Source organism: Streptacidiphilus albus JL83 (genome assembly GCF_000744705.1).
Lineage (GTDB): Bacteria > Actinomycetota > Actinomycetes > Streptomycetales > Streptomycetaceae > Streptacidiphilus > Streptacidiphilus albus.
The window spans coordinates 7,681,691-7,701,695 of record NZ_JQML01000001.1 but is presented as its reverse complement, the minus strand read 5'-3'; the positions used below and the strand labels follow the sequence as shown (position 1 = coordinate 7,701,695).

Below are 20,005 nucleotides of genomic sequence, written 5' to 3'. Positions count from 1 at the left end.
GCATTGAGCTTGACCAGGGCTCACCTCGGGCTCGCCGCGAGCACGCCCGGCGGCAGCCGGGACCGAATCGATCCAGGAGCAGACAGTGACCGAACCCACCTCCGAGGGCCACGAGTTCGAAGCCCCGGCGGCCGAGGCCCCCGCGTCCGGGACTCCGGCGCTGGAGCGCACGGCGCGCAAGAACGGCCTGGTCCAGGGAGTGAGCGACGAGCTCGCCGCCAGCATGAGGCAGGGCTGGGCCGACACCGAGCGCCACGACCTGCAGCCGCTCCCGCAGGCCGCGCACACCGCGCGCCGCCGGGCCGCGCTCTCCGCCCGCTTCCCCGGCGAGCTGCTGGTGATCCCCTCCGGCAACCCCAAGGTCCGCTCCAACGACGCGGACTACCCCTTCCGCCCCTCCTCCGACTACGCCTACCTGACGGGCGACCAGTCCCAGGACGCCGCGCTCGTGCTGGAACCCGTGGCGGAGGGCGGGCACCGGGCCCTCGCCTTCCTGCGGCCCCGGTCCGACCGCGAGAACGGCGAGTTCTGGACCGACTACCACGGCGAGCTCTGGGACGGTCGGCGCAACAGCCTGACCGAGAACGAGCAGGTGCTCGGGCTGCCCTGCCGCGATGTCCGCACCCTGGTCGAACAGCTGCGCGCGGCCGCCGGCCCGGTCCGGATACTGCGCGGGCACGACGCGGCGCTGGAGGCTGCCCTGGACGGCACGGCGGACGCCGTCCGCGACGAGGAGCTCCGGGTCCTCCTCTCGGAGCTGCGGCTGGTCAAGGACGAGTTCGAGATCGGCGAGCTGCGCTTCGCCTGCGAGGCGACCGCCCGGGGCTTCGAGGACGTGGTCCGCGTCCTCGGCAGCGACCGGCCGACCTCCGAGCGCTCCATCGAGGGCACGTTCTTCCTCCGGGCACGGGTCGAGGGCAACGACGTCGGCTACGCCTCGATCTGCGCGGCGGGGCCGCACGCCACGACCATGCACTGGGTCCGCAACACCGGCCAGACCCGCCCCGGCGAGCTGCTGCTGCTCGACGCGGGCGTGGAGACCAACAACCTCTACACCGCCGACGTCACCCGCACCATGCCCGTCGACGGCCGGTTCACGCCGCTCCAGCGCAAGGTCTACCAGGCGGTGTTCGCGGCCCAGGAGGCCGGGATCGCCGCGGTCAAGCCCGGCGCGGCCTACCGGGACTTCCACCACGCCGCCCAGCGGACCCTGGCCGAGCACCTGGTCTCCTGGGGCCTGCTCGGCGACCGTACGGTGGACGAGGTCTACGACCTCGGCCTGCACCGCCGCTGGACCCTGGCCGGCACCGGCCACATGCTCGGCCTGGACGTCCACGACTGCGCCGTGGCCCGCACCGCGCTGTACGTCGACGGCACGCTGGAGGCCGGGATGGTGCTCACCGTCGAACCGGGCATCTACTTCCAGGCCGACGACCTGACCGTGCCCGAGGAGTACCGCGGCATCGGCGTCCGGATCGAGGACGACATCCTGGTGACCGAGGACGGCAGCGAGAACCTCTCGGCCGCACTGCCGAGGACGGCGGACGAGGTGGAGGCCTGGATGGCCCGGGTCCGGGGCTGACCGGTCGAGGCCGATTCGGATCGCAGGGAAGCGGGACGGACGGTGCCGGTCCTGCCGCGAGGCAGGACCGGCACCGTCCGGTGGGGAGTAGGGACTACTGCACGACGGACCAGACGAAGGTGGCCGTGCCGGAGACTCCCCTCGGGTCGGTCGCGGTGACGGTCACGGTGTAGGTCCCGAGCGTGCTGCCGGAGCCGGAGACGGTGCCGTTGGAGGCGATGGTGATGCCCGGCGGCAGCCCGGTCGCGGTGAAGGCGAGGCTCTGCGAGCTGTCGGAGTCGGTGGCCTGTACGGGGAAGGAGACCGCCGCGCCCTTCGGGCTGCTGTAGCCGAAGGGGTTGACCACCCCGACCGTCTCCGCGCCCGGCGCCCCGGAGTTCGCGGTGACGCCGGCACTGACCGCCGTGTTGGCCAGGGACACCCCCGCACCCGAGGCACCCGCCGCGACCTGCCCGGTGAGGGTCTGGGCCAGGCTGGTCGAACCGGTCAGCGGCAGGCTGCTGGACGCGTCCCCGACCCTGATCGAGTAGGTGCCCGCCTGCGCCTCCCACTGGTTGGCCGTCGGCGACCACGAGGCCAGGTCGTGCACGGTGAGCGGGAAGGTCACCGTCGCACTCTGCCCGGGACTCAGCGTCACCCGCTGGAACCCCCTCAGCTGCTGCGGCGGGTCCTGGCTGGCGGCCGGGTCCCCGACGTACAGCTGCGCCACGTCCGCACCGGCCACCGAGCCGGTGTTGGTGACGGTCGCGGTCGCGGTGGCGTTGCCGTCGGCGTCGAAGGCGCCGACGGCGAGGTTGGAGAAGGAGAACCTGGTGTAGGACAGCCCGAAGCCGAACGGGAAGGCGGGGGTGATGTTCTGGGACTGGTACCAGCGGTAGCCGATGTCCACCCCCTCGCTGAAGTCCACCCCGGTCGAGGTGCCCGGCCACTGCGCGGTGCTCTGCGCCGGGACCTGGCTCAGGCTGCTCGGGAAGGTCACCGGCAGCTTGCCGGACGGGTCGGCGGTGCCGAAGATCAGCGCGGCCATCGCGGCGCCGGTCTCCTGTCCGCCGTACCAGTTCTCGAACACGCCCGCGACCGAGTTGAGCCACGGCATGACCACCGGTGAACCGCTGTTGAGCACCACGACGGTGTTCGGGTTCGCCGCGGCCACGTCCGCGATCATCGTCTCGTCGGTGCTGGACAGGTCGAGCGTGGTCAGGTCGGTCTCCTCGCCCTCCGGTGCGCTGACGTAGATGATCGCGTCGGTGGCGGCCTGGGCCGCCGCGACGGCCTGCGGGATGTCGGTGGTGCCGTTGTCGTCGCCCTGGGTGTAGGTGACCTTGACGTTCGGGCCGGCCGCGTTCTGAATGCCGGTGATCGGCCAGATCGTGTTGGAGCTGGTGACCGTGCCGCTGCCGCCGCCGGCCAGCTCCACTCCGGCGCCGCCGTCGGTGCCGATCACCGCGATCGACTCGTTGCCGTTCGGGTTGAGCGGCAGCACGCCGTTGTTCTTGAGCAGGACCGAGCCCTCCTCGCCGAGCTGCAGCGCGGTCTCCTGGTGCGCCGCCGAGGTGACACTGGTGGTGAGGGAGCCGGTCTGGGCGTTGTCGAACATCCCGAAGGCGAACATCTGGGTCAGCACCCGGGCGACGTTGGCGTTGAGCGTCGCCTGGCTCAGCGTGCCGGCCGTGAGGGCGGCGGACAGGGCGCTCGCGTCGGAGAAGGGCATCGCCACGTCCATCCCCGCCTCGGTCGACGGGACGCTGGAGTAGTCAGCGCCCCAGTCCGAGGTGATGAAGCCGCCGTAGTTCGCCTGCCCGTCGAGTCCCTCCTGCTGGATGTCGGCGTTCTGGCAGGAGGCGTCACCGTTGACCACGGCGTAGGAGCACATCATCGCAGCCGGTGCGGACTTCTCGATGGAAGCCTGGAAGGGCGCCAGGTAGAGCTCCTCCAGGGCCTGCTGGCTGACCGTCTCGTTGCTGTCGCCGTTGGGGTACTGCTCCTGGTCGTAGGCCGCGGTGTGCTTGACCATGGCCATCACGCCCTGGCTCTGCAGACCGTCGACCTCGGCCGAGGTGATCTGTCCGGCCAGGTACGGGTCCTCGCCGTAGGTCTCGTAAGTCCGGCCCCAGCGCGGGTCGCGCACCAGGTTGGTCGTCGGCCCGAGCGAGACGTTCACGCCCTTGCCGGCGAACTCGTTCCCGATCGCCGAACCCTCCTGCTGGATCAGCGTCGGGTCCCAGGTCGCGGCGGCGTTCTCGCCGTCCGGGAAGGCGGTCACGCCGCCGGCGCCGTCACCGACGCCGTTCGGGCCGTCCTCCATGTTGGTCGGCGGGATGCACAGGTCGGGGACCCCGGGGATCTGGCCGATGTAGGACGAGCCGCCGTCACCGGCGACCAGGCTGAGCTCCTCCGACTGGTCCATGGTGTTCAGCACCTGCTGGACCCGCTGGGCGACCGGCGCGGTGGAGCCCACCCAGGGACAGACCCCGTTGCCGCCGTTGCCGTTGCCGCCGGTGACCGGGGCCACGGTGGTGAGGCCGTAGACGTCGAACTCGAAGATCGAGTAGCCGAACTGGGTGCCCCGCGCGGTGCCGTACATCCGGACGTAGCGGGCGGTCACCGAGACCGGGAAGGACTGGTTGCCGCCGGTGCCGGTCGTGGTGGAGTAGACCGTGGTCCAGGTGGAGTTGTCGTTGGACACCTGCACCTGGAAGGCCGTGGCGTACGCGTCCTCCCAGAGGATGCCCACATTGCAGATCTGCTGCTGGGAGCCGAGGTCGACCTCCAGCCACTGCGGGTCGCTGGACGCGCTCGACCAGCGGGTGCCGGGGTCGCCGTCGGTGGCGTCGGCCGCCGGGTAGTCGGTGGCGTCCTGGGTGGAGGAGGCCGTGGTCGGCTGGTCCAACGCCAGGTCCTGGGTGCCGCAGTACTCGGTCGGACCGGTACCGCCGCCGGTACCGCCGCCCCCGGTGCCGCCGCCGCCCGAGCCCTGGGTGAAGGCGAGGTAGTGGAAGTTCCAGCCGTTGGAGTCCTGGTCGACCGTCAGCGTCTGTACCCCGGCGGGCAGGGCGACACTGGCGGTGACGGTGCTCCAGGTCTCGTAGCCGCCGGTGTTGGGAACGGAGACCGAGCCGCTGAGGTTGGCGCCCGAGGCATTGGCTATGTGCAGCGCGTCGCTGATCCCGTACGGGGAGGCCACCCGCAGACTCACCGTGTAGATCCCGGCGGTCGCCACGTTCACGGTGTAGTCGAACCACTGCCCGGGTGTGGTCCACCCCAGGTCGTAGCCGCCGCCCGCGGCCGTGGTGTCCAGTGTGTCCGCGGTGGACTCCAGGTCGACGCCGTCCGAGCGATAGCTGTTGGCGGTGCCGTTGCTGGAGCTGACGCTGTAGGCCACGCCCTGGCCGCCGGTGTCGTAGTTGGCGACCTGGAGCGTGCCCGGCACGGCGGCCGGGGTACCGCCGAAGGGCCGGTCACCGCTCGACCCGCCGGAGCCGCCGGCCGAGCTGAGCGCGAAGACCATGTTGTGGAAGTTCCAGCCGTTGGAGTCCTGATCGACCGTCAGCGTCTGCACCCCGGCGGGCAGGGTGACGCTGGCGGCGACGGTGGTCCAGGTCTCGTAGCCGCCGGTGTTCGGCACCGCCACCGAGCCGCTGAGGTTGGTGCCCGAGGAGTTCGCCAGGTGCAGCGCGTCGGTGATCCCGTACGGCGAGGACACCCGCAGACTCACCGTGTAGATCCCGGCGGTCGCCACGTTCACCGTGTAGTCGAACCACTGCCCCGGCGTGGTCCAGCCCAGGTCGTAGCCACCGCCGGCCGGGCCGGTGCCCTGCGTGTCCGCGGTGGTCTCCAGGTCGACGCCGTCGGCGCGGTAGCTGTTGGCAGTGCCGTTGGCGGAGGTGACGCTGTACGCCACGCCCTGGCCGCCGGTGTCGTAGTTCGCGGCCTGGACCGGACCGGGGACGGCGGCCGGAGTGCCGCCGAAGGCGGCGCTGCCGGCGGCGTAGGCCGAGCTGTGCGCGGTCGCCAGGGACAGGGCGCACAGCAGTGACGCGACCGCGAGCAGCGCGCGGAACACCGGCCTGCGGTGCGGCAGGCCCGGTCTGCGGCGTGCAGGCCTTGGCAGCAGCGGGGGCGGGAGAGGCATGGACGTTCCCTTCAGTTCGGTGGGTGGACCGAAGCGGCCGAGGCCGGAATCCGACGGCGAACGTCCGCGCCCCGCTCGCGCCCGCGCGCCCGGCTCGACCGGGGGCGGCTGGACGCGGACCGGAGCCACAGAGGTCCGCAACGGCTTGTCGGTGGTGCGGGGGGCGGCGGGGCAGGGCGGAGCAGAAATGCCGCAGAACGGCATTTCAGCATGCCGAATGACGCCTCGTCAGTCTGGGAGAGCGCTCTCTAGAGAGAGGTTGGGGGCAAGGCCCCGAACATGTCAAGCATCTGAAACGGATGCGTGCTTCGCGGGCGCCGGGACCCCGGCGGGCGTCATGGCACGCGGTCCCGATCGACCGGAGCCGGTCCGCACCCGACGGCCCGCACGCGACGGCCGTCGGCCGACGGCCGACGGGATTCACCCGGGCCGAAGCCGCGTGGACCGGCTCAGTCCTTGCGGCGGGTGCTGACGGGCGGCGGAGTGATGGCCGGGCCGAGGGTCGTGGTGCCGGGGCGTGCGAGCCGGACCAGGCCTCGACGGTAGGCCTCGATGGCCTCCTGGGTGCGCCCCTGGAGGTTCAGCAGGTCGCCGAGCAGGCGTGAGGTGTCGGCCAGGTCGCCGGCCGCGTCGGCCCCCTCCTGGAGCGGGATGGCGGCCCGGTAGTGGTCCTCGGCCTCCGCGACGTCCCCGCGCTGCTCGTGGATCAGACCCAGCAGCCGGTGCGCAGCGGCAGCGTGCACCGTGCCGTGGCCCGGGCCCAGGCTTGCCAGCAGCGTGGTGAGCAGCTGCTCGGCGTCCGCGCCGTGGCCGCGCCGCCAGCGGACGTCGGCCAACTCGACCTCGACCTGCACCGCATGGAACACGGCCCCGGTGGCGCGCAGCATGTCCAGCGCGGTCCGCAGCTCGTCCTCGGCCTCCGCCAGCCGTCCGTGCTGGGTGTGCAGGTAGCCGCGCATCCAGTGGCACTGCGCCAGCTCGGCGCGGATCTCCCACTGCTGGTAGACGCCCTGAGCCTTGATCAGGTACTCCTCGGCCTGATCGAACTGGCCGCGCGCGGCCAGGGTGCGGGCCACCGAGCGGTGCAGTCCGGCCACCGCCACCGGGTCGGGCACCTGGGGCGCCAGGTCCAGCGCGAGTTCGGCGGCCTTGGCCGCCCGCTCGTACGCGCCCATGTCCATGTACGGGGTGATGATCGAGGTGTAGAGCAGCAGCAGCGCCGCCGGGTCGGGCAGGCCGCCGCCGTTGAGCTCGTTGATCGTCTTTTCCAGCAGGTAGCAGGCGTAACGCACGTCGCCTTCCAGATGGTGGGCGATGGCCTGCCCCCGGATCGCACTCACCCGTCGGGGCAATGGCTCGTCCGCGAGCAGTGCCTGGGCCTGCTCGAACTGCGCCCGGCCCTGCGCCAGGTCCCCCCGGCGCAGCAGACTGGTGCCGAGCGCCACCCGCAGCTCGGACTCCAGGTCGGCCAGCCCGTACCGCTCGGCCTGCTGGAGCAGGTCGCCGAGCAGAGGTTCGGCCTGCCCGTTGGATCCACCGTCCAGCAACCCGATCGCCTCGGCGAGCCCTTGGCGGAGCTCGGTGCGCAGGCCGGCCGGCAGGCCCAGGGCCAACTGCTCGTAGCTGGTGCCCAACCTGCCCGCGAGATAGCGCAGGGCCGTGTCGGAGGCGCGGACCTTGCCCGCCTCGACGGTGGAGACGTACGCGGCGGTGTACTCCGGCTCAGCGAGCTGACGCTGAGTCAGTCCACGTTCTGTCCGCAGCCGTTGGATGCGGGAACCGACCTCCTTGGCATCCCCGCGCTGCGCCGCGCCGTCCGCGTTCCCGCGCTGCACCGCACCCTCGCTTCCCGCCGGCATTGGTGCCCACCTCCTGCGTCTGGCGCCGACCGACCGACGCGGAGCTCCCAGTCCTATCACAGACGATCCTTCAGAAAGCCTTGCCGCAGGCCGCCGGGGGCCCTAACTTAAGCACTCGCATAAGTGAACTTACTTGCTCACTTACATCCGCGGCGCTGCTCGTCGACGGATGAACGAGAAGGGGGTCAACCGTGTTCTTGCGAAGACTCGTGACCGTGGCGGCAGTCGCCGCGGGCGTCATATCGGCGACTGCCCTGCCGGCACCTGCCGCGCAGGCGGCGACCTGCTGGTACGGCTCCTGCTTCAGCTATGTCGCCGGCAGCCAGACGACCACCGCGACCGGTGCCTCGGTCACGATGCTCCAAGCCACCCCCACGCTGGACGGCGCCCAGCCCGGAGGCCACTCGCTCCAGGAACTGGCGCTGCAGAACGCGGACCAGACCTCAACCGTGGAGGTCGGCTGGACGGTCGATCCAGGGACGAACGGCGACTCGAAGCCGCACCTGTTCGTCTACCACTGGGTGGACGGCCAGGAGTCCTGCTACAACGGCTGCGGCTTCGTCCAGGTGTCCACCTCGGTGCGGCCCGGGATGGCGGTCACCTCCGGCGTCGCGGCCGAGTACGCCGTCCTGTACTCCGGCGGCAACTGGTGGATCTACTACAACAGCCAAGCCGTGGGCTACTTTCCCGGCTCGCTGTGGGGCGGCTCCTACACCAGCGCGCAGCTGGTCACCGCCTTCGGCGAAGTCGCCGCCACCGACCCGACCAGCTGCACGCAGATGGGCGACGGCCGCTTCGGCAGCGGCTCCGGCTCCTCCTGGATCGCCGACTTCCAGCTGTTCGGGTCCGCCGACGCTCCCTCACTCTCGGTCTCCGCCACCGACCCCGGGGAGTACGACGCCGGCAGCGCGACCGCGACCTCCTTCCAACTCGGCGGCCCCGGCGGGGCCTGCTGACCCGCCGTCCCTCCACGGACGCGCCCTTTCCACCCCCTGACCCACCCCCTGACCCACCCTCCGATCCACCCCCTGAGCAAGGAGCACCCATGCACATACGTACGTCACTCGCGGGCGGCCTGCTGGCCGCCACCACCATGCTGGCGCTGCTGTCCGGGCAGCCCGCCCAGGCCGCCGGCCCGGTCGCCCCAGCGCTCCCCCGTCGGTCGCGGCGGCCACCGGGACGGACAACCCGACCTGCTGGTACGGGTCCTGCTTCGACTACGTCTACGGACGCCAGACCACCACCGCGACCGGCGCGAGCATCCGCATGGAGATCGCGGACCCGGTGGTCGACCACACGCAGGCCGACGAGCACTCGCTCCAGGAACTGGCGCTGCAGAACGCGGACCAGACCTCGACCGTGGAGGTCGGCTGGACGGTGGACCCGGAGACCAACGGCGACTACAAGCCGCACCTGTTCGTCTACCACTGGGTGAACGGCCAGGAGTCCTGCTACAACGGCTGCGGCTTCGTCCAGGTGTCGAAGCGGATCGTGCCCGGCATGCGGCTGCCCACCGGGCGCTCGGCCGAGTTCTCCATCCGGCTGGTGCACGGGGACTGGTGGATCTACTACAACGACGCCAAGGTGGGCTACTTCCCCGGGTCGCTGTGGAACGGCAGCTACACCAGCGCCCAGATGGTCACCGCCTTCGGCGAGGTCGCCGAGAACGCCACGGACGTGCCGTCCTGCACGCAGATGGGCGACGGCCGCTTCGGCAGCAGCCGCGGGTCGTCCTGGATCGCCGGCTTCCACCTGTACGGGAGCACCGACGCCCCGGACCTCACCGTGAAGGCGACCAGCCCCGACCACTACAACTTCGGCAGGGTCACCCCGACCTCCTTCCAGCTCGGCGGCCCGGGGAAGGGCTCGTGCCACTGAGCTGACCCCGGGCCCCTCCCCGGAGGCATCGGCGGACCACCCCCAACAGGGTGGGAGACCACCGCCGATGCTTCCGCCCATCCAGCACCACGCCCGGTCACCCCGGGGGTTCCGCCCTCCGAACGAGCGACCCGTCGCACGCCGGTTCGTCACCCCAGTGCTCCAGGGGTCGTCGGTCGACGGAGGTCAGGGCAGTCGCCAGACCTGGGCGAGGGTTCCGTTGCAGGAGTAGATCTGCAACTGGGTGCCCTGGGTCGTGGTGGCTCCGGGATCGTCGAGGCAGAGTCCCGACTGCGGATTGGTGAGCGACTCGCCATAGGTTCCGTTGCTCGACCACCGCCACTGCTGGGAGCCGTCACCGCTCTCACAGCTGTAGAGCTCGACCTTGGTGCCGCTGGTACGGCCGCCGCCGTAGACGTCGAGGCACATGCCGAGCGTGCGGATGGTGCCGTCCGACTCCAGCGACCACTGCTGCGCGGTCGAGCCGTTGCAGGCGTAGAGGTCGGCGGGGGTCAGGTTGACCGAGTTCCCGCCCGAGGCGTCGAGGCACATGCCGGTGATACCGGAGCCGACCGGCCCGGTCGGCCCGGCGCCGCCGGCTCCGGCGGGAAGGGTGAACCACTGCGCCCTGGAGTTGGCGCAGGTGTTGACGGACAGTGTGCTTCCCGGCGCGTCCGTGCCGGTCGACACCGTCAGGCAGAGGCCGGACTGCGGGTTGAGCAGTTGGCCGCCGTCGGTCTGCCACTGCTGGCTCGCCCCGCCGTCGCAGGCCCACAGCTCGACCGGGGTGCCTGCGGCCGTCGAGCCTCCGGTGACGTCCAGGCACTGGCCGCCCAGGGTCAGCGTGCCGTTGGTGGCCGCGGTCCACCGCTGCCCGGCCGCGCCCGGGGAGCAGCTGTCGATCTGGGCGAGCAGCGCGCCGTCGCCGTCGGGGTTGGTCGCGGTGCCGGTGTCGAGGCAGGTGTCGTTCTCCTGGGAGACGACGGGTCCGGACGGTCCCGTGGGCCCGTCCTGCCAGGGGATCTCGGTGGAGTGCTCGTAGGTGATGCCCATGACGTCCCAGCGAGGGCCCTGCGCGGCCACGCGGTCGGCGAAGTTCGCATACGCGCCGCTCGCGCCGGTCACGGCCTCCGGCGACCAGCCGAGTTCGGCGTAGGCGGTGATCCGGGGGAAGGCCTGGTAGTCGATGTCCTGCAGGGTGTCGACCGTCTCGGCCCACAGCGGGGCTTCGATGCCGTAGATCGCGGAGGCGGGAACGCCGGCCAGGTAGGTCGCCGGGTCCCAGCCGTAGGCGGTCTCCATGTCGATGTTGCCGGCCCAACTGAGGCCGATGATGCTGCTGTTCGTGTACTTCTGGTCGATGTAGGCGCTCGACGCGGGAGCCATGATGATTCGGGTGCCGTTCGCGGCGGCGGTCGCCATCTGCGCGGCGCCGGTCGCCCCCCAGTACTCGGCGACGGTGGAGGGCTCCAGCGTCGACCCGGTGATCGCGTCCCAACCGAACGGGATCTTGCCGTACTTGACCACGTCCTGCTGGGCCCAGGTCATGAAGGTCGCGTAGTTCGCGGCGCTGACCCCGACGGACTCGTCGCCGCCGAGGTCGATGTAGGGCCCGGGGGTGATCGCGGCGAGCTGGCCGACCACGTCGTCGATGAAGGTCCTGGCGACCGGCGCGGTGGTGCACAGGGAGTTGCCGATGGTGCCGGTGCTGGTGTCCACCGCGGGCACCACGCCGCTGCAGTTGAGCTCGCCGTACGAGGCCAGGGCGGCGGTGAAGTGCCCCGGCATGTCGATCTCGGGCACGATCGTGATGTACCGCGACTGCGCGTAGGCGACGATCTGCTGGTACTGCGCCTGGGTGTAGTAGCCGCCAGGACCGCCGCCGGCCTCGGTGGACGCGCCGGTGGTGGTCAGGTTCGGCCAGCCGTTGATCGCTATTCGCCAGCCCTGGTCGTCGCTCAGATGCAGGTGCAGATAGTTGATCTTGTAGAGGGCGAGCTGGTCGATGTACTGCTCGACCTGGGCGACGGTGAAGAAGTGCCGGGACACATCGAGCATCGCGCCGCGGTAGGCCAGTCGCGGATAGTCGAGGACGTGGCCCCCGGGAACCGTCCACGGCCCCGGCTGCACGGTCGACGCTTCGACCTGCGCGGGCAGGATCTGACGCAGCGTCTCGACCCCGGCGAACAGGCCCGCCGGCTGCTCGGCGCGGATGACCACGCCAGTGTCGGTCACGTCCAGCTCGTACCCCTGTGCCCCGACGGAGCCGGGCGCCCCGGAGAGCAGCAGCGCGATCCCGCCGGTCGGCGCGGCGCTGGTCGGCGTCACCGGCAGGGCGTAGCCCGTCGAGGGGTCCAGGATTCCGGCGAGGTACTGGCCGACCTGGTTCGCGGCCGATGAACCGGCGTCCGTGTAGATCACCGTGGCGGACGTGATCTGGTACGAGGCCGCAGTGTTCGGCTGGAGCACCGCGGGAAGCGGGACGATGTCGCTCATCGAGCCCGACGGTGTCGCCTGCGCGGCGGCGGCGTGCGCACTCTGACCACTGGTCAGCACGGCAAGTCCGAGCATCGCCAGCGCCACGGCGAGCATGGTCGCGAGGCGGCGGCGGGCGGGTCCTGAGGCGCCGGGCGGATGGGGAACGTACATGGATCCTCCGTCATCACAATCGCGTGGACCGCGAAGGCCGAGATTTCGGCGGCGGCTGAGAGCGGCGAAGGCGCACGGTGCAGTCGGCGAGCAGGGCTCTGCTCATTTTTGATGTTTTTCATCGACTTCGAGCAGGATCATACGGATGGGGGCATGAAGGGTCCATAGGATGCGGCAGTAATGTACATATCAACATCACCCGGGCCCGCCGCCTAGATCCGTCGACCGGCCCCGACGCACCTCGTCCCGGGCGGGCTCGTTTGCCTCCGGCCCGGCGCGGGAACGTCTGCAGTCGCACCATCTCCACCACCCTTGGAGGAAAGCCACCATGACGGTCGATCACCGCACCATCGGGACCGGTTCCCAGCGGGTCATCATGCTCCACGACTGGTTCGGCACCAGCGCGGACTGGGGCTCCTTCCTGGACTACCTGGACACCGACACGTTCTCCTACGCCTTCCTCGACTACCGGGGGTACGGCCTGCGGAGGGAGGTCGCCGGCGAGTACACGCTGGCGGAGATCGCCCGGGACGTACTGGCGCTGGCCGACCAACTCGGCTGGGAGGAGTTCTCCTTGGTCGGGCACTCGATGGGCGGCAAGGCGGCGCAGCTGGTGCTGGCCGAGGCGCCGGGGCGGGTGCGCCGACTGGTCGGCGTCGCACCGGTTCCCGCCTCGGCGTTCCCGCTGGACGGCGACGCCCACGACCTGTTTCACGGCGCCGCCGAGCGCCCGGCCAACCGGCGGGCGATTCTCGACCTGGTGACCGGCAACCGGGCCAACGCGGTCTGGCTCGACCAGATGACCGAGCGGTCCGTGACCGGCTCCCGGAAGGAGGCCTTCGCCTCCTACCTGACCGACTGGAGCACGTCGGACTTCGCCGCCAAGGTGGCCGGCAGCCGACTGCCGGTGAAGGTCTTCGTCGGCGAGCACGACCCCTCCCTCTCCGCCCCGGTGATGCGGGCCACCTGGCTGACGCACTACCCCGACGCGGAGTTGGAGGTCCTGTCCAACTCCGGCCACTACCCCATGTACGAGATCCCGGTCGCGTTCGCCACCGCGCTGGAATCCTTCCTGCGCGATTGAGCGTTTCGGACACCGGCCCGCCGGCACCTGGAATATCGTGCTTGCGGCCGTGATCACCCATCCGTGACGGAGGAATCCGAATGTCCGACTCACCCCAAGTCGCAATCGTGCGCCGGTTCTACGACGCCAAGGGGGACCTGGAGGTCATCAGGTCGGTGGTGGCCGCCGATGCGCAGTGGGACGTGGTCGAAAGCTTCCCTCGCGGGGGCGTCTACGACGGCCTGGACAGCATCATCGACGACTTCTTCCCCTTCTTCGGCGAATTCAGCGAGTTCCGCGCCGTGGCCGACGAGTTCTTCGAGGACGGGGACCACGTCATCACCCTCGGCCGCTACCTCGGGACCACCCGCAGCGGCAACGCGACGACGTCCAGGTTCGCCCACTTCTTCACCCTGCGCGACGGGAAGATCGCCCGACTCCAGCAGACCTCGGACACCCTGCCGATGGCCCGCGCCCTGGAGAACTGACCAGCCCCGGACGGGCACGCGCCGCCCCCCGGGGGGCGGCGATTCCGAGCACTCCTCCCACATGGACATCCCCGCGCACGGAACCGTGATCGAGTTCCCCGGCGCATGACGCAGGTCTTCCCGGAGGTCAACAGTGGCAGCGGACCCGTCGCTTGAGCCGCTGGCTCAGGAGCACTGGACGCAACTGTTCAGCTCGGCCGAGCAGTCGGTCCTGCACCTGGAGATGCGAGACTCCTACGCCGTGGACGACCCCGAGTTCGCCGACTGGAAGGCCGGCCGCGCCGTCGATCCGGCCGACCGAGAGGCATGGTGGGCGCCCTGGTGGCACGGATCCATCGAGGCCGCCGTCGCAAGGGGCGTCCGGGTCCGACGGGCCCGCATCGTCTCCGAGCCGGTCACGGAGTACATCCGCTTCGAGTACGACGTGACGTACACCAATGTCGCGGCGGGCGAGGAGGTCCGCTGGCTGCCCCGGCGGCTTGCCTCGGACCTCGCGCTGCCGGGCAACGACTACTGGTTGTTCGATCAACGGCTCGCGGTTTTCAACCACTTCACCGGCAGCGGGCAGGCCGTCGGCAACGAGCTGTGCGAGGCGCCGGCAACCCTGAAACTGTGCGCCGACGCCTTCGCGTCGGCGTGGGAGCGCGCGGTGCCGCATTCGGACTACCGGCCCCACTGACGCACCGTGCCCATCCCATCCTCCTCCGCCCAAGCTGCTCGTGAGCGCCTCGCCGCCCGTCTGCGGGATCTGCGCCTGGACGCCGAACGCGACGCCGTCCAGACGTCCGACTAGCGCAGGCTGAACAGCGCCTCTTCCGGACCCATGACAGGCAACGGGCGGAGTACCTCGCCCCCGCAAGTCGAACTGATGTTGCGTCAATGGGTCGGATCCGCTAAACCCGGTGCTCAAGATCAGTAGGCTCGATCTTCGTGGCCATCCGACCCGGCCTGGCCACACCGGGCCCGAGCAGCCTAGTGATGACGATGAAGGAGCCACGATGGAAGACCCGATCGGCTGGGCCCTCAGCCCTGCCTGCCCTGCCCGACACGGTGACCATCGGAAAGACGTACTCGTGCGCCTACCACTTCGTCAACAACATGGAGACGGTCATAAGAAGCGATTTCCAAACCGAAGGTAGGGTCACGTTTTCCCAGGTGAGGTGTGTGGCCGTCGCCCGGTAGGCATGCTCGGACCGTTGTGTCGGTGCGGGGTGTACGGGGAGGTGGCGGATGCCGTCAGTGCTTGGTGTGCTGGAGCGGCGCGAGCGGGTGGCGTTGGCTCGGGCGGAGGAACTGCATGGCGAGTTGGAGCGGCTTCAGGCCGCGCTGGTCGAGGCGGATGAGGCCGCGCGGCGCGCGGTCATCGCCCGCGAGGAGACTGTCGAGGCCCTGGCCGAGGCGGCCGAGGAGGTCGGTGCGGTCGGTGCGGTCGGTGCGCCGGTGACGGTGACGGTGCCGGTGCCGGCCGTGGGAGTTGTCGGGCCGCGGGTGGAGGTCCCGTTGTGGCGCGAGGGGTTGGGGGTCGAGGTGTTGCCGTCGGACTGCGCGCGGATCGTGGCTCTGGTCCAGGAGGATGCCGCTGGTGGCGGGGAGGGGGTGCGGGCGCGGGCCATGCGCGATCATCTTGGCTGGCCGTCCTCCGACGCGAAGGAGCAGGCGGCGCGGTTTCGGGCGAAGCGGTTGGTCGGGTGCGGCTGGCTGAGGGAGGAGCGGCCGGGGCTGTTCAGGCCGCGGGTCGCTTGACGCGGCGCGGTGCCGGCTGGCCGGAGCGCGCCAAGCGGCGGGTGGCCGGGATCGACGCGGCCCACCAGGCCATCGCCTCGGCGCTGTCGATACGGGTCTCGTAGTCCCTGGCCAGTCGGCGGGCCCGGATCAGCCAGGAAAAACTGCGCTCCACGACCCAGCGCCGGGGTAGCACCACGAACCCCTTGGCGTCGTCGCTGCGCTTGATGACCGTCAGCGCGATGGCCAGGACGGCGTGGGCGAAGGAGACCAGCCAGCCGGTGTAGCCGCCGTCGGCCCAGACCAGAGCGATGTGGCGGTGGCGCGCGCGCAGGCGTTCCAGGAGGTCGCGGCCGGCGTCGTTGTCCTTGACCGAGGCGGCGGTGACCATCACGACCAGCAGCAGGCCCAGGGTGTCCACGGCGATGTGCCGCTTGCGGCCGTTGATTTTCTTGCCCGCGTCGTAGCCCCGGGTGGCGGCGCCGACGGTGGCGTCGGCTTTCACCGACTGCGAGTCGATGATCGCCGCGGTGGGCTCCTCCTTCTTCCCGGCCAGCTCGCGCAGCATCTTGCGCAGCCGGGCGTAGAGCTCCTTGATGAAGTCGTTGTCGCGCCAGCGGCGGAAGAACCGGTAGACGGCCCGCCAGTGGGGGAAGTCGGCGGGCAGGCTGGCCCAGCGCACGCCTTCGGTGACCAGGTACCGCACCGCGTCCAACATCTGACGGTGGCAGAAGCCCTCCGGCCGTCCTCCCTGCCCGTTCAGCCAGGCCGGGACCGGCAGCAGCGGCCGCACGACCACCCACTCCGCGTCGGTCAGGTCCGAGCCGTAGCGGCGGGTCCGTTCCGGCTGGTCGACGGCATTCCCGAGCCGGTGTGCGAGGCAATCGCACGAAACGCCGGAGCTGGACGCGGACGGGGTGCGCACGCCACAGTGGGACACTAGGGCCTCCTGATTGTTCGTTGACTCGACACCACCGAACTGTGCAGGAGGCCCTTCTCCTATGCGCCGGCCGCGGAGCGATCACCCGAACGGGGCTGATACGCAAGGAAGTTCGAGCGGCAGCCGCGACCATCGGTTTGGGAATCGCTTCTAACGTCCCCGTTGACGATCACGAAGGAGGCTGACTCCGACTTCACCTTCGACGACCACGCGACCAACGAGTACCTTCAGCCCGGGCAGGCTGCCTCCGTAAGGATCATGGTCACTCCCAGCAAAACTGGGACGACGACCCTCCACCTGACGATGAACTACTACAACGACCAGGTCCTGGTGCCTGCGCAGAACATCACCGCCACGAACTTAGACGTCTTAACCGCAGCCTCCGGCCGCGCCGGCCCTCGACCGCTCGCCAGGTCGGGGGCCGCTTCCGTTGCGTTGCACCTCGAACCTACGGAATCGCCTGTCTCAGCAACCTACGCGATGTCCGCCCGAGGAATAGCGCATGGCCGGAACACTGCCTCTTCAGCAGTACACGACGTCGACGGTGCTCCCGGCCCCGCCTCCTGGCGCTCCTCCCGAGGCTACCGCCATCGCCGCGCCACGATTGTCTGACGCCGGCGCCGTTCGTGGGTCAGGAGCGGTGCCGTGCGGGTACCTTCCAAGTACGGGCATGCGCGCGGAGGGACGGCGGGAACGTGGCTCAGTGGGGTGATTACACGACAGGGCAGCGGGTGAAGTTGCTGCGGGGAACCGAGCTGACCCAGGAGCGACTCGCAGACGCTGCTGGGTTGTCGGTGGCAACGATCCGCAAGCTGGAAGGTGGCGGGAGCGTCGGCCTGCCATCGCTGTTGCTGATCTCGGCCGCCCTTCACACCGACGTGGCGGTAATCCTGGGCCAGCAGGCGCCGCGGCAGTCGATGAGCGGGAGCGACCGGGCGATGCTGCGGGAGCTGTCCCGTGCGGTACACGACACAGCCGCCAGGATTCATGCCGACCTTGAGCCACCGGAACCTACCGTCCTCGCACGGAACCTGACGACCGCATGGGACACCTACCGCGACGGGCAGTTTGTCCGTGCCGGCCAACTTGCCGCCCCGGCCATTCTGCAAACCGCTGCGGCACTGCATGCTGCCTCCAGCGACGAGGTGTGCACTGCGCGCGGGATCATGGCCGACGCCTACCGCCTGGCTTCCTACGTCGCAAACCAGTTCGGTGCCAGGGACCTGGCTTACGCCGCCATCGGGCACGCCCAGATGCAGGCAGAGCAGGCACAGGACCCCGTGCGGGTTGCAATGGTCGCCTCCGGCCGGTCCTGGATCTACCTGCGCGATTCGCGACTCGTCCAGGCTCAGGAGACGGCCGAAGCCTCGTACCTGTTGATCGAGCCCCGGTACGCCGACCGAGATCCGGCCCTGCTGGCGGCGTACGGATGGCATGTGGTGTTCGCGGCCGTGGTCGCCGCCCGGATGACGGACACCAGTGCGGCGGCTGACCTGCTGTCGCAGGGGCAAGCGGTGGCCGCGCGGATGGGCCGCGACGTGATGGTCAACGGGACCGCGTTCGGCCCTGCCGCTGTCACCGCACAAGCTGTGGGGATCAGTGTGTCGACCGGCCAGCCGGGCAAGGCCCTGGAACTGGCCACGTCGATGACCGGCCTGTCTTCGCTCACCCAGGCCGCACGCAACCGCTTCAAGCTGGACGTCGCGCTCGCACAGGTCGACACCCGCCAGTGGGACGCATCCCTGGACACCCTGCTTGAGGTGTGTTCAGCGCACCCCGACTGGGCCCGTCACCAGGCCCTTCCCGGTGTGATCATGCAGCGGGCCCATGCCGGGCATGCAACCACCTCCAGGGTGCGCAAACTGGCCGCGATCCTGGGGACCTCCGTCATTGTTCGCTGATGTTTCATCAGAACCTCTACGAGCCGTAGCAGTCCGGTGGATGCGACTTCGTGAAGTGCTACACCTCGGGCGTTCACGATCTGCGGTCACGCGGTCACAGTTATGGACATGCCGATCATCCAGTCGCACCGCCGCAGAACTTCCACCGGCTGTGTCCTTGTCCCCCTCGATGCTCACGCCCTCCGAGGACGGTTCGACCGTGGCGCAGAGCACCGAGGACTGCGGCTGCTACACGAGCGCCGCGACCCAAGAGCCCTGCACGTGCTCGTCGACCGCCGACCCGACCGACCCGGCTCCGGGCTCCGCCCTGGCCTGCCGTCAGCAGTCACCTGAGCCCCAGCTGTGCCTTCGCATCGCCTGAGCCGCGCAGGCACGGCCGACACCAAGGTTCCCTCCGAAAGCGACACCATTCCCGCCGTAGCCCAGGCACCGCGTCCGTGCGCCACGGCCGCCAAGTCCCCCTTCGCGTCGTCCGGACCCGACATCCTGACGTCGGACACCTGACCACCGACCGCCTACCAGCACTTCGCTCCACATGAGAGGCACCAGCATGAGCCCGTCCACCCTCGAAGACGATGCCGCCCGCCTGCGGGAGGAGATGATCAGGAATCTGAAGGAGTCCGGCGATCTGACCTCCCCCGTCCTGGAGGCGGCGCTGAGGAAGATCCCGCGTCACGAGTTCGCCCCCGAGGCGACCTTGGAGAAGGCGTACAGCTGGTTCGAGGCGGTGCCCACCCGGACCGACGAGTACGGGGTGACGACGAGCTCGGTGTCCGCGCCGCAGATCCAGGCGTTCATGTTGGAACAGGCCGGCGTCACGACGGGCATGAACGTGCTGGAGATCGGCTCCGGTGGCTACAACGCCGCGCTGATCGCCGAACTGGTCGGTCCCACTGGCCAGGTGACGACGATCGACATCGACCCGGAGGTGACCGAGCGCGCGACCCGCCTGCTGAAGGAGCATGGCTACGACAGCGTCCGAGTCGTGACCGGGGACGCCGCCGCAGGCGTTCCGGACCGGGCGCCGTTCGATGCGATCCTGGTGACCGCCGGTGCCTGGGACATCGCACCCGCCTGGCTCGACCAGCTGACCGGCGACGGAGTCCTGGTCCTGCCGCTGAGAGTCCGAGGGCTGACCCGCTCGATCGCATTCGCCCGCCACAGCGAGCGGCTGGAGAGCAGGTCGGTGCGGGTGTGCGGGTTCGTGCCGATGCAGGGTGAGGACGAGCACCCCACGCAGGTACTGCTCGTGGCCGGGACCGACGAGATCGGTCTGAAATTCGACGACGAGGTAACGGGCAACCCCGGCGACCTCGACAACGCCGTGCGCACGGAACGGTTCGAGGAGTGGACCGGGGTGGAGATGGCCCCGCAGGAGCCGTTCAACACACTCCAGCTCTGGCTCGCATCGCACCTGTCCGGCTACTGCACCATGGCCGTCGACCCGGACCTGGACACCGGCATCGTCGCCCCGGCCAACAAGCACTTCTCGATGGCCGCCGTGAAGGCCAACTCGTTCGGCTACATCACCTCGCGGCGTACCGACAAGGGCAACTTCGAATTCGGCGTCCACGCCCTGGGTCCGCAGGCCCACGAACTCGCCTGCGACATCACCCAGCAGATCCGGACGTGGGACCGCGAGCAGCGCCGCGGACCCGGCCCCACCTTCGCTGTCTTCCCGGCCGGCACCCCCGACGAGGACCTGAGCGGCGACTGGGTGTTCGACAAGCGGCACAGCCGGATCACGATCTCCTGGCCCGAGGCGAAGCCCCAGGGCTAGGCATCCCGCAA

Annotated in this window: 13 protein-coding genes; 9 read left to right on the top strand and 4 right to left on the bottom strand. The window is 70.2% G+C overall.

Features of this window, described 5'->3' with window-relative positions:
- The first annotated feature begins 160 nt into the window (after positions 1 to 160).
- Positions 161 to 1,582, top strand: a complete 1,422-nt coding sequence (locus BS75_RS33420; protein ID WP_034094292.1) for an aminopeptidase P family protein — start codon at positions 161 to 163, stop codon at positions 1,580 to 1,582.
- A gap of 94 nt (positions 1,583 to 1,676) precedes the next feature.
- Here BS75_RS33420 and BS75_RS45125 read toward each other — a convergent pair whose 3' ends face one another.
- Together BS75_RS45125 and BS75_RS33410 are read right to left on the bottom strand one after the other, a co-directional pair.
- Positions 1,677 to 5,714: a glycoside hydrolase family 3 C-terminal domain-containing protein gene (locus tag BS75_RS45125; protein WP_081982878.1), complete on the bottom strand. Its 4,038-nt coding sequence runs from the start codon at positions 5,712 to 5,714 to the stop codon at positions 1,677 to 1,679.
- 449 nt (positions 5,715 to 6,163) lie between these two features.
- On the bottom strand, positions 6,164 to 7,573 hold the full coding sequence (locus tag BS75_RS33410; RefSeq protein WP_063771503.1) for a helix-turn-helix domain-containing protein: 1,410 nt from the start codon (positions 7,571 to 7,573) through the stop codon (positions 6,164 to 6,166).
- Positions 7,574 to 7,788: 215 nt separating this feature from the next.
- Between BS75_RS33410 and BS75_RS33405 the strand changes: the two genes are divergently transcribed.
- Together BS75_RS33405 and BS75_RS33400 are read left to right on the top strand one after the other, a co-directional pair.
- Positions 7,789 to 8,529 carry a neprosin family prolyl endopeptidase gene (locus BS75_RS33405; RefSeq protein ID WP_231607967.1) on the top strand — a complete coding sequence of 247 codons (741 nt, stop codon included), beginning with the start codon at positions 7,789 to 7,791 and terminating at the stop codon, positions 8,527 to 8,529.
- A 310-nt stretch (positions 8,530 to 8,839) separates the two neighbouring features.
- Positions 8,840 to 9,451 carry a neprosin family prolyl endopeptidase gene (locus BS75_RS33400; protein WP_052070021.1) on the top strand — a complete coding sequence of 204 codons (612 nt, stop codon included), beginning with the start codon at positions 8,840 to 8,842 and terminating at the stop codon, positions 9,449 to 9,451.
- A gap of 186 nt (positions 9,452 to 9,637) precedes the next feature.
- Here BS75_RS33400 and BS75_RS33395 read toward each other — a convergent pair whose 3' ends face one another.
- Positions 9,638 to 12,100 (bottom strand): family 20 glycosylhydrolase, encoded by a 2,463-nt coding sequence (locus BS75_RS33395; protein ID WP_152645923.1) that lies wholly within the window; start codon positions 12,098 to 12,100, stop codon positions 9,638 to 9,640.
- Positions 12,101 to 12,428: 328 nt separating this feature from the next.
- Between BS75_RS33395 and BS75_RS33390 the strand changes: the two genes are divergently transcribed.
- From BS75_RS33390 to BS75_RS33375, 4 genes are all read left to right on the top strand, one after another.
- Positions 12,429 to 13,184, top strand: a complete 756-nt coding sequence (locus tag BS75_RS33390) for an alpha/beta fold hydrolase (RefSeq protein ID WP_034090893.1) — start codon at positions 12,429 to 12,431, stop codon at positions 13,182 to 13,184.
- A gap of 80 nt (positions 13,185 to 13,264) precedes the next feature.
- On the top strand, positions 13,265 to 13,651 hold the full coding sequence (locus BS75_RS33385) for a nuclear transport factor 2 family protein (RefSeq protein WP_034090892.1): 387 nt from the start codon (positions 13,265 to 13,267) through the stop codon (positions 13,649 to 13,651).
- Between the two features lie 133 nt (positions 13,652 to 13,784).
- Positions 13,785 to 14,330 carry a DUF6879 family protein gene (locus BS75_RS33380; protein WP_331281455.1) on the top strand — a complete coding sequence of 182 codons (546 nt, stop codon included), beginning with the start codon at positions 13,785 to 13,787 and terminating at the stop codon, positions 14,328 to 14,330.
- Positions 14,331 to 14,881: 551 nt separating this feature from the next.
- Positions 14,882 to 15,394 carry a hypothetical protein gene (locus tag BS75_RS33375; protein ID WP_034090891.1) on the top strand — a complete coding sequence of 171 codons (513 nt, stop codon included), beginning with the start codon at positions 14,882 to 14,884 and terminating at the stop codon, positions 15,392 to 15,394.
- Here the strand turns inward: BS75_RS33375 and BS75_RS33370 are convergent.
- On the bottom strand, positions 15,375 to 16,298 hold the full coding sequence (locus BS75_RS33370) for an IS5 family transposase (protein WP_081982877.1): 924 nt from the start codon (positions 16,296 to 16,298) through the stop codon (positions 15,375 to 15,377). The two genes, BS75_RS33375 and BS75_RS33370, sit on opposite strands and share 20 nt — an antisense overlap.
- 746 nt (positions 16,299 to 17,044) lie before the next feature.
- Between BS75_RS33370 and BS75_RS33365 the strand changes: the two genes are divergently transcribed.
- Positions 17,045 to 18,214, top strand: a complete 1,170-nt coding sequence (locus tag BS75_RS33365; RefSeq protein WP_231607966.1) for a helix-turn-helix domain-containing protein — start codon at positions 17,045 to 17,047, stop codon at positions 18,212 to 18,214.
- 550 nt (positions 18,215 to 18,764) lie between these two features.
- Entirely contained in the window at positions 18,765 to 19,994 is a 1,230-nt protein-coding gene (gene fxlM, locus BS75_RS33355) for a methyltransferase, FxLD system (RefSeq protein WP_034090887.1), read from the top strand.
- The last annotated feature ends 11 nt before the right edge of the window (positions 19,995 to 20,005 follow it).

Bases quoted from the DNA above. Each gene is read 5' to 3' on its own strand.
- BS75_RS45125 (WP_081982878.1), bottom strand. From the start codon at position 5,714: ATGCCTCTCCCGCCCCCGCTGCTGCCAAGGCCTGCACGCCGCAGACCG.
- BS75_RS33410 (WP_063771503.1), bottom strand. From the start codon at position 7,573: ATGCCGGCGGGAAGCGAGGGTGCGGTGCAGCGCGGGAACGCGGACGGC.
- BS75_RS33400 (WP_052070021.1), top strand. From the start codon at position 8,840: ATGGAGATCGCGGACCCGGTGGTCGACCACACGCAGGCCGACGAGCAC.
- BS75_RS33395 (WP_152645923.1), bottom strand. From the start codon at position 12,100: ATGTACGTTCCCCATCCGCCCGGCGCCTCAGGACCCGCCCGCCGCCGC.
- BS75_RS33390 (WP_034090893.1), top strand. From the start codon at position 12,429: ATGACGGTCGATCACCGCACCATCGGGACCGGTTCCCAGCGGGTCATC.
- BS75_RS33385 (WP_034090892.1), top strand. From the start codon at position 13,265: ATGTCCGACTCACCCCAAGTCGCAATCGTGCGCCGGTTCTACGACGCC.
- BS75_RS33375 (WP_034090891.1), top strand. From the start codon at position 14,882: ATGCCGTCAGTGCTTGGTGTGCTGGAGCGGCGCGAGCGGGTGGCGTTG.
- fxlM (WP_034090887.1), top strand. From the start codon at position 18,765: ATGAGCCCGTCCACCCTCGAAGACGATGCCGCCCGCCTGCGGGAGGAG.